Genomic DNA, 9,891 nt, shown 5'->3' on the forward strand with positions numbered 1-9,891 from the left:
TGTGGATGTGGTGGACATCACCATCAAGAAGAGAAAGAAGCAGGATGTGGATGTGGCGGACATCACCATCAAGAAGAGAAAGAAGTAGGATGTGGATGTGGCGGACATCACCATCAAGAAGGGAAAGAAGTAGGATGTGGATGTGGCGGACATCACCATCAAGCAGAGGTAGCGGCTCGTCGTAGTGTGAAAGTTGAGGAAGTAGTGCAACCTTCTACTATAGAAAAATTCAAAGCATACTTGAAAACAGAAGATGCTATGATGATGCGTATTATAGTTGGTTTAGGTCTTTTACTCTTTGGGGTAGTGAGTAAGCTTGAGGTATTTACTGTTTTAGCCTATATCATAGTTGGATATGATATTGTTTTCAAAGCAGTTAAAAATATTGTAAAAGGTAAAGTTTTTGACGAAAATTTCTTAATGACTATTGCCACTTTAGCAGCGTTTGTTATTGGAGAGTACAATGAAGCAGTAGCTGTTATGCTGTTCTACCAAGTAGGTGAGTATTTCCAATCTAAAGCAGTTTCAAAATCTAGAAGAGCTATTGAAGGCTTAATGGATATTAAACCAGAGTTCGCACGTGTGAAACGTAATGGAAATTGGGTTGTTGTAGCACCAACAGAAGTGGGTATTGGTGAGGTCATGGCGATTAGACCAGGTGAAAAAGTACCTCTTGATGGTGTCATTGTAAAAGGTCAAAGTAACTTAGACCATTCAGCACTTACAGGAGAGTCTGTACCTGTATTTCTTGAAGAGGGTAAAGAAGTACTTAGTGGAAGTATTAATGTAGACCAATTAATTGAAGTAAGAGTGACTCAACTCTTACAAGATTCAACCGTGTCTAAAATCTTAGATTTAATTGAAAATGCTACAAGTAAAAAAGCACAAACAGAACAGTTTATTACTAAGTTTGCAGCAGTGTATACACCAGCAGTTGTTATTGCAGCAGTACTTATTGCTATCATTCCTTCTCTTGTTACAGGAGACTGGAATCACTGGATTTATACAAGTATCGTATTCTTAGTGATCTCCTGTCCATGTGCCTTAGTTGTATCTATTCCACTTAGTTTCTTCGGAGGCATAGGTGCGGCATCCAAATGTGGTGTGCTCATCAAAGGAAGCAACTATTTAGAGAAACTTACACAAATTGATACAGTAGTAATGGATAAGACAGGAACAATTACAAAAGGAAGTTTTGAGGTGATTGGCATCTTCCCAGCACGTAAAGGTATGGAAGAGGAGTTTGTACGTTATGGGGTACAGCTTGAAAGACATTCCAATCACCCTATTGCCCGCGCTATTGCGAACTATAGAAGTGAACTTGCACAAGAAGAACTTACAGACTTTACAGAGAAAGCAGGTTACGGATTAAGTGCTACTCTTGAAGGGAAAAAGGTTATTGCAGGGAATGAACGTTTCATGGAAATGAACAACATTGCTTACAAAGTACCAAAGATGCTTGGAACAAGCGTCCATATAGCAGTAGACGGTGAGTACTGGGGGTGCCTCATTGTAGCAGACGTTGTGAAAGAAGAAAGTAAAGAGGCTATTGCTAAACTGAAAGAACAAGGTATCAAAAAAGTAATTATGCTAACAGGTGATAAAAAGGAAGTAGCCCAGTACATTGGCAGCCAAGTAGGTGTAGACCAAGTGTATGCAGAACTTTTACCACAAGATAAAGTACATCAAGTAGAAAAACTTATTAATGAAGGCAATAAAGTAGCTTTCGTGGGAGACGGGATCAACGATGCACCTGTACTTGCACTTGCAGACGTAGGGATTGCTATGGGTGGCATTGGTTCTGACGCAGCAGTAGAAGCGAGTGATATCGTACTGATGCAAGATAACCTCAAACAAATTAATAAAGGCATTGAAATTGCTAAATATACAAAACTCATTGTTAAGCAAAATATTATCTTTGCACTTGGAACCAAGTTCCTTGTAATGATTTTAGGTATTTGTGGATTTGCAAATATGTGGTTAGCAGTTTTCGCAGATGTAGGGGTGTCTATCATTGCTATTTTAAATGCGATTAGAATATTGCCTAAGCACGGGAAGATGAAGTAGAGGAGGCTGGCTGCCTGTGCCTATGTCGATCGCTTCTCCTCGAGAACAATAAGAGACTCTAATTAACCTCTCAAGGAAGCTACCGCCATATCCCCAGCTATCCAGCACTGGAGAGGACTTGAGAAGGAAAAGATAGAGTGGCCCCAAGTGATGAGTGCTTGGGGCTTTTTGTGTGAAAAGAATAGGTGGGCTTGAAGGGAATAAACATAAAAAAAGCCCTAGGAGAGGGCTTAAGGATGGGTTAATGTATGAGATTTTGGTAGTGGGATCTGATTTGCTCGGCTAGTGTAAGTTGATTAGAAGGGATAGGAATAATCAACTTCTGATAAGAGTCATAAGGGGTGCCAGGGATACCGTAGTTGAAGGTGAGATAATTTTGTTTTCCGTATATAATCTCAATGTTTTCTAGAGCATAGCAAGATTTGTAGAGACTATAAAGGGCACCGTCGTGGTAAATATACTGTTCAGTGATAATAGTAAAGGTTTCTTTTTCTAACTTACTATTGTAGTACATAGATAGGCATACACTAACCAAGCTACAAATGAGGACACTTATAGTAATAAGGGTAGCACTGATGAGATAACGGTTAGGTATTGATGAAAAGATAAAGCCAAAAGCAATAATAAGCCCCAAGAGACCCAGCAAGATAATAATAGACAGGTCTATATGATAATTTTCATTAGCCCTATCTTTAACAAGCGTACATTCTAAAGGTGTATAAGACCATTTAGCAAGTATGGGAAGTTGCCCCTGTTTGATGTTTTTAATAATGGTGTGATTTTTGTAGTGAATAATAAAAGAATACCAAGCAGTTATAATAAGAAAACATCCAAGAATAAGAGTAAGTACAAAGGCAACACTAGTAGGTGCAAAATGACAAGCAAAATAAACGGTTACAATAACGCCAACTATAAAGTATAAAACAGATAGTAGACATTTAAAAAATTCTTTGTTCATGACGTTCCCCCTTTTCTAGAAAAACAAGAAAGTTATTAATATAGGAGTACTTATAGTATATGAAAAGGACAAGTCGTTTGACTTTGTCTTAATGAAATAATTTATATGAAGTATAAATTCAGGAGATACGAGAAACACTACGGATTAATGAGACAAAGAAAGGGGGGATAAAGATGGCTAAAAAAGGTATGAGAAGACCTGATATAGATGAACCACATGGAACAGAAAGCAACAGTAAGTCTCATTTTCCTAAAAATGACGTAGAGCCCGTACCAGAAATTGAAGGTAAGGCTAAGACCGGTAATAAAAAGGCAGGAAAAATTTATTAATATAACATATTGATGTGGGAATCAAAGTTATAATAAAGGATAAAAGGGTATGCTGGTCGGCATGCCCTTTTATATTTTTTAAATAAGGAAGATGTTTTAATTTCTTGACGAACGCCAGACTATCCTCTACACTTTAACTGACGAGAGTTATATTTTTTGTGTAAATCAAAATACTAAGGAGAGTGACTTTGAAAATGGACCTTGGACCGAGTAGCGCCAGGTGGAAAAATATACAATCGAATATTAAAATAACTTCTTTTTGTTAGAACAAAGTGAACTCATCTTTTTTTCAGGTCTTTTGTCTAATGAGAGGACGAAGGATGTGAAAAAATGATTAGTATGTATAAAACTCAAAATGACCGACTAGAACTCATGCAATCTTTTGAAATTGGGACTTGGATCAATGTAGAAAACCCAACTTTAGAAGAAATCGACTATCTTTCAAAAACTTTTGGAATTGCACCAGAAGATTTACGAGCAGGTCTTGATGAAGAAGAACGTGCCCACATTAACACAGAAGCTAATTATACGGTGATTATCGTAGACGTTCCTGTTAAGGATGAAGAGGGGATTCATGAATATGCAACTATACCTATGGAAATTGTAATTAGTGAGCAATTCATGATGACTATTTGTCTAAGAAGAGTAGATCTAGTACAAGATTTTATCACAGGAAAAATTAAGACTTTTTATACCTTTAAGAAGACAAGGTTTATTTTACAATTACTTTATAAGAATGCATCTTACTATCTACAATATTTACGTTATATTGATAAGGCAAGTAACAAAATTGAACAAGAACTTAATAAGTCTATGCGTAACAAGGAACTTGTACAGCTTTTAGAGTTAGAAAAAAGTTTGGTTTACTTTACCACCTCATTAAGAGCTAATGAAATAGTATTTGAGAAGATGATGCGTATGGAGAAAATTAAGCAGTATCCAGAAGATAAGGATCTACTTGAAGACCTTATTATTGAAAATAAACAAGCTATGGAAATGGCAAATATTTATAGTAGTATTTTGAGCGAAACGAGAGATGCATTTGCCTCTGTTATCTCTAATAACTTAAATATTGTAATGAAAACGCTTACATCTCTTACAATCGTTTTATCTATTCCAACTATGATATTCAGCTTGTTTGGAATGAACGTACCGCTACCTTTAATGAGTAACCCTTATGGCTATTTGTATATTTTAGCTGGGTCCTTTGTGCTTATTATTTTAGGTGTTATTATCATGCTTAGAAAAAAAATGTTTTAAACTAGTCAAGGAAGAATGTGAAATTATTAAGAGCCATGTTATAGAAAGTTATAACTTGATTAAAGATATTGTAGAAATAATTTCATAAGAAAAGGCTATGAAACTAGAAGTTTAAACTCGTTTCATAGCCTTTTTACTATTTAATAAATGTAATATACATTTTTGTCTGTATTAAGCACGTTGTACAGAAAGTGTTACAGTTTCGCCATTAACTTTCCATTCTTTTGTATAACCATCAGCAAGTGTACCTTCTGATACTTCATTTGCAAGCACTTCAGATGCAACTTCGCCGTTATTTCTTGTCATGATTTCAGCAATTTTAGCGTTACCTGTGTAGGCTACTAAAATGTGGTCTTGAACTTCGAAGTCAGCTTCTTTTCTCATAGTTTGGATTTTAGAGATTAACTCACGTACAAATCCTTCTTCAATAAGTTCTTCTGAAAGTAAAGTATCAAGTACAACTGTGAAACCACCTTCACTTTGTGCTACGAAACCTTCTTTTTGAGCTGTAGCAATAAGCACATCTTCTTTTGTAAGCTCGACTACTTGGCCGTTGATGTCAAGTTTGAGTGTACCTGTTTCGTTAAGTTCTGCCATAGCTTTTGTACCATCAAGTTCTGTAAGAGCAGTTCTGATAGGGTTAAGAAGTTGACCGTATTTTGGTCCAAGTGTACGCATTTGTGGTTTGAATGTGTATGAAATGAATTCACTTGCATCTTCTGTGAAGACAACACTCTTAACGTTTAACTCTTCAGCAATGATTTCGTTGTATGCAGCAGGAAGTACTTCTGTTGCACCGATTCTCATGGTACCGATTGGTTGACGGTTTTTGATGTTAGATTCGTTACGACATGCACGACCAAGTACTACAATTTGAAGAACGTCTTCCATGTGTTTTTCAAGTTCTTTGTTGATCATGGCTTCGTTTGCAGCAGGGAAATCACAAAGGTGAATACTTTCTGGTGCATTAGTATCATTTGTACGAACTAAGTTTTGGTACATTTCTTCTGTCATGAAAGGTACAAATGGTGCAGATACTTTAGCAAGTGTTGTAAGAACAGTGTAAAGTGTCATGTATGCATTCACTTTATCTTGTGGCATATCACTTTGCCAGAATCTTTCACGGCTACGACGTACGTACCAGTTAGATACATCATCAATGAAGTCTTGCATTTCGCGAGATGCTTCAAAGATGCGGTAGTTTTCTAAGTGGTTATCTACTTCTTTAACTAAAGTATTAAGTTTAGAAAGTACCCATTTATCCATCATGTTCAGCGAATCATAGTCTAACTCATATTGAGTTGGGTTGAAACCATCGATATTTGCATAAAGTACGTAGAACGCATAAGTGTTCCAGAATGTACCCATGAATTTTCTTTGAGCTTCGCTTACGTTTTCTGGACCGAAACGACTTGGAAGGTATGGTGCACTTGCTGAGTAGAAGTACCAACGTACAGCGTCAGCCCCTTGACCGTCAAGTACTGTCCAAGGATCCACTACGTTTCCTTTATGTTTACTCATTTTAAGACCATCTTTATCACATACGTGGCCTAAAACGATAACATTTTTGTATGGTGCCTTATCAAAGATAAGTGTTGAAATAGCCATAAGTGTGTAGAACCAACCACGCGTTTGGTCAACTGCTTCAGAGATGAAGTCAGCAGGGTAGTTTGCTTCAAACACTTCTTTGTTTTCAAATGGGTAGTGAAGTTGTGCAAATGGCATAGATCCACTATCGTACCAACAGTCAATAACGTCTGATACACGTGTCATTTGTTTGTTACATTGTGGACAGTTAAGGTGTACGTTGTCAATGTATGGTTTGTGAAGTTCAATGTCTTCTGGGCAGTCAGGGCTCATAGATTTAAGCTCTTCGATGCTACCGATAAGGTGTTTGTGACCACATTCACATTCCCAAATTGGAAGTGGAGTACCCCAGTAACGTGAACGTGATAGACCCCAGTCAATAACGCCTTCAAGGAAGTTGCCGAAACGGCCTTCACCAATTGATGGTGGTAACCAGTTCACTGTGTTGTTGTTTTTAACTAAAGCTTCACGTACTTTTGACATAGAGATGAACCATGTGTCACGTGCATAGTAAAGAAGAGGTGTATCACATCTCCAGCAGTGTGGGTAACTATGTTCATAAGGTGCAGCTTTGAAGAGTTTGCCGTTTGCTTCTAACCATTTAAGGATAGCTGGGTCAGCATCTTTTACAAAGATATCTTGCCACTCAGTTACTTCTGGTGTGAAGTAACCTTGTTCGTTAACAAGTTGTACGAATGGAAGGTCATTTTCACGACCGATTCTTGCATCATCTTCACCAAATGCAGGTGCGATGTGTACGATACCTGTACCATCTGACATCGTAACGTAGTTATCTGCTACAACAAAGTAAGCTTTTTTGTTTGGTTTAGCAAAGTCGAAGAGTGGTTCATAAGACATACCACAAAGGTCAGAACCTTTGTATGTTTCTACTACTGTAGCATCTTCTGATAGTACACTTGCAACAAGTGCTTCTGCTAAGATGTAGAATGTACCTTCTACATTAGCTTTTACATATGTTTCATCTGGGTTTACACAAAGTGCAACATTTGATGGAAGTGTCCAAGGTGTTGTTGTCCAAGCAAGGAAGTAAGTGTTGTCAGTATCAACCACTTTGAACTTAGCAATAGCTGTAGCATCTTTTATATCTTTGTAGCCTTGAGCTACTTCGTGAGATGAAAGAGATGTTCCACATCTTGGGCAGTAAGGAACAATTTTGTGACCTTTGTAGATTAGTTCTTTGTCCCAGATTTGGCGAAGTGACCACCATACAGATTCGATGTAGTTATTGTGGTAAGTAACATATGGATTTTCCATGTCTACCCAGTAACCAACACGGCTAGTCATTTTTTCCCATTCACTTTGGTATTTCCAAACACTTTCTTTACATTTAGTAATGAAATCTTCTACACCGTAGTTTTCAATTTGTGGTTTACCACTGATGCCAAGAAGTTTTTCAACTTCAAGTTCAACAGGAAGACCGTGTGTATCCCATCCTGCTTTACGAAGCACTTTGTAGCCCTTCATTGTACGGTAACGTGGAATAAGATCTTTGATAACGCGAGTTAAGATATGACCAATGTGTGGTTTACCATTTGCTGTTGGAGGGCCGTCGTAGAATGTGAAAACTGGGCCATCTTCTCTAGATTTGATTGATTCTTCAAATACGTTGTTTTCTTGCCAGAACTTGAGTACTTCAAGTTCACGCTCAACGAAGTTGAGGTTGGTATCAACTTTTTTGTACATAGTATATGCCTCCTTGGATTCTGCTGCTGATGTCTATACTTAAGACACCTTTAGAAGTGTTTAGTTAATAAAAATTTTAAAGCTATAATATAAGATAGCAACAATACAGTTATAAATAATGTATGCATGCTAGGAACGACGTGGAGAATTATGAGCATATAAAAAAGCCCATCCGTCCACGTTTATACACAGGACGAAAGGGCATTAAGTATCCATCTTCCGCGGTACCACCTGATTTGCCTTTTAGGCCACTCGTTATACCTTTCCTTGAGTTAACGGGAGGATGCCGTCAGAGCCTACTTAGAAGTTCGGTCTGCCACTCCAAGGTGATTGTTCATATTTTCTATCGTATGGGCTCACACCATCCCCACTCGCTTGAACGCCTTAAAAATACTACTTTTCCTTTTCATAGTGTTTCAAATTATAAATAAATTTATCCCTATTATAAAAGGTAATAAGAAGTTTGTAAAGATTATTTGTCGAATGCACCACCAGTTTTCTTATTATTGAAACCTTTACGTGTAGTGACAGAACCACCTTCAGGGCGTTTAACTTGATTGTTTTGGTTGTTCTTATTCTTTTTTGCTTCGATAAGTTGTTTCATACGTTCCATTTGTGTAGACATAATTGAGTACTCTTCATTCTATAGATTTGATATTTTTATTGTATACCATTTAGAGATGCATAGCTAGGGGATTGGAGTATATAAAAGATTGAAGCAAAGAAAGTTAGAGGTATTTGTTCAAATCGCTTTTAGGGATAAGTTTAAAAGTTTGTAGAGTATAAGCGAATAATATTAATAAGTTATTTTGAAATAAATAAATAATTACAATATATAAATATTTATCTTTAATATAGTAGTAAAATTCTAAAAATGATATACTAAATAAAAATACAAAGTGAGGGGAATCTATGAAAAGTATAATTTTAACAATCATTGCAGGTATTTTAGTTTTTATATTTGTGGCACCAGCACTTAATAATTTAGTTACACGCTTGTTGTTAGGCAGTTCACTCAAGTCATTATGCCGAAAGAATAAGCATATCAAGCTTTTACCTCAATCCTCTAAATGGTTATGGGGCAAGACCGATGGAGAACATTCTGATTTTCATCTCATTGTAGGAGATAGTTTATATATTGTTAAGATATGTAGTGTATATAAGGTGTTGACCTCTTTTACCTTTGAAAGTGCAACCCTTTGGAAAAAGTATACATATAATCGTATGGCAGGTTTTGGTGGCACCCCTAGCGGTCCAAAAGAGTTATGTTTGAATATCCCATTTGACTTAGCTAAAGAAAAGAAAGAAGTAGAGGCTAAATTAAAAGATCAATCTACTATTGATAAGATAGAAACAGTGCTACTATTTTGCCCTAAAGCACTGTCTTACAACATTAAGATGGGTGAGGATATGATGACAGCAGAACCACATGGAGACCGCGTGTTTGGAAGCCTTGTTTTTGACGATGAAACTTTTGTTAAAGCAATTAAGAAACAAAGTAAAGGATTAGCAACGAAACAAGTGGATGAGGTAAGTCTACGCAGCCTTTAGGCTGGATGTATGCTTCCTGCCTATATGGTGTTTCAAAATTTTGTTCATTGTTAGCAAAAAAGAGAAATCTAAATAGCGAAATTGCAGCGACTTGTGGAATGTTACACGATATCGGTTATATGGCAGATGGAAGTAGCCATAACCATGCAATAGAGGGAGCTAAGAAAGCTGAAACAATTTTAAAAGCAATGAACGCATATAATGATGATGAATTATTGAAAGATGCTGATGTGATGGATCACTGCTTTTACAACAATGATTTTGAAGTGGCTGAATGGGAAGTTGAAAGGTATCATAACTTACTTATAGAGTTTGGGCTTAACGCAAACAAATGAGCATAACATGAAATTAATAAAAGAGCATTGGATTCCGCAAATAGATAATCAATAAATTGAGATAGCACTTTTAGTGTTATCTTTTTTTTGAGACCCTTTG

The 9,891-nt window shown here is 36.7% G+C and carries 8 protein-coding genes and 1 other annotated feature; of the genes, 5 read left to right on the top strand and 3 right to left on the bottom strand.

What is annotated here, in order from left to right; genetic code table 11:
* Nucleotides 1–2,067 (top strand): heavy metal translocating P-type ATPase (locus tag RRY75_RS09965; RefSeq protein ID WP_332716565.1); only part of this gene is annotated, 2,067 nt, incomplete at its 5' end.
* 241 nt (nucleotides 2,068–2,308) lie between these two features.
* Here RRY75_RS09965 and RRY75_RS09970 read toward each other — a convergent pair.
* Nucleotides 2,309–3,025 carry a hypothetical protein gene (locus RRY75_RS09970; RefSeq protein WP_332494162.1) on the bottom strand — a complete coding sequence of 239 codons (717 nt, stop codon included), beginning with the start codon at nucleotides 3,023–3,025 and terminating at the stop codon, nucleotides 2,309–2,311.
* Between the two features lie 173 nt (nucleotides 3,026–3,198).
* Here RRY75_RS09970 and RRY75_RS09975 point away from each other — a divergent pair, with 173 nt between their 5' ends.
* Together RRY75_RS09975 and RRY75_RS09980 are read left to right on the top strand one after the other, a co-directional pair.
* Entirely contained in the window at nucleotides 3,199–3,354 is a 156-nt protein-coding gene (locus RRY75_RS09975; RefSeq protein WP_332494164.1) for a hypothetical protein, read from the top strand.
* Nucleotides 3,355–3,684: 330 nt separating this feature from the next.
* Complete coding sequence (locus RRY75_RS09980; protein WP_332494165.1) at nucleotides 3,685–4,614, top strand: magnesium transporter CorA family protein; 930 nt, start codon at nucleotides 3,685–3,687, stop codon at nucleotides 4,612–4,614.
* A 171-nt stretch (nucleotides 4,615–4,785) separates the two neighbouring features.
* Here the strand turns inward: RRY75_RS09980 and ileS are convergent, their stop codons facing one another.
* Together ileS and RRY75_RS09990 are read right to left on the bottom strand one after the other, a co-directional pair.
* On the bottom strand, nucleotides 4,786–7,905 hold the full coding sequence (ileS, locus tag RRY75_RS09985) for an isoleucine--tRNA ligase (protein WP_332494167.1): 3,120 nt from the start codon (nucleotides 7,903–7,905) through the stop codon (nucleotides 4,786–4,788).
* Between the two features lie 186 nt (nucleotides 7,906–8,091).
* Nucleotides 8,092–8,324, bottom strand: a binding site (T-box leader).
* Between the two features lie 53 nt (nucleotides 8,325–8,377).
* Entirely contained in the window at nucleotides 8,378–8,530 is a 153-nt protein-coding gene (locus RRY75_RS09990) for a hypothetical protein (protein ID WP_332494169.1), read from the bottom strand.
* A 287-nt stretch (nucleotides 8,531–8,817) separates the two neighbouring features.
* Here RRY75_RS09990 and RRY75_RS09995 point away from each other — a divergent pair, with 287 nt between their 5' ends.
* Nucleotides 8,818–9,456, top strand: coding sequence for a hypothetical protein (locus tag RRY75_RS09995; protein ID WP_332494171.1), 639 nt, complete (start codon nucleotides 8,818–8,820; stop codon nucleotides 9,454–9,456).
* A gap of 5 nt (nucleotides 9,457–9,461) precedes the next feature.
* Entirely contained in the window at nucleotides 9,462–9,791 is a 330-nt protein-coding gene (locus tag RRY75_RS10000) for an HDIG domain-containing metalloprotein (protein WP_332716571.1), read from the top strand.
* The last annotated feature ends 100 nt before the right edge of the window (nucleotides 9,792–9,891 follow it).

Source organism: Niameybacter sp., from assembly GCF_036655075.1.
Taxonomy (GTDB): Bacteria; Bacillota; Clostridia; order Lachnospirales; family Cellulosilyticaceae; genus Holtiella.

Excerpts from the sequence above, each read along its gene's own strand:
- RRY75_RS09995 (WP_332494171.1), top strand. The coding sequence starts at position 8,818 with ATGAAAAGTATAATTTTAACAATCATTGCAGGTATTTTAGTTTTTATA.
- RRY75_RS09980 (WP_332494165.1), top strand. The coding sequence starts at position 3,685 with ATGATTAGTATGTATAAAACTCAAAATGACCGACTAGAACTCATGCAA.
- RRY75_RS09990 (WP_332494169.1), bottom strand. The coding sequence starts at position 8,530 with ATGTCTACACAAATGGAACGTATGAAACAACTTATCGAAGCAAAAAAG.
- RRY75_RS10000 (WP_332716571.1), top strand. The coding sequence starts at position 9,462 with ATGTATGCTTCCTGCCTATATGGTGTTTCAAAATTTTGTTCATTGTTA.
- RRY75_RS09975 (WP_332494164.1), top strand. The coding sequence starts at position 3,199 with ATGGCTAAAAAAGGTATGAGAAGACCTGATATAGATGAACCACATGGA.
- ileS (WP_332494167.1), bottom strand. The coding sequence starts at position 7,905 with ATGTACAAAAAAGTTGATACCAACCTCAACTTCGTTGAGCGTGAACTT.
- RRY75_RS09970 (WP_332494162.1), bottom strand. The coding sequence starts at position 3,025 with ATGAACAAAGAATTTTTTAAATGTCTACTATCTGTTTTATACTTTATA.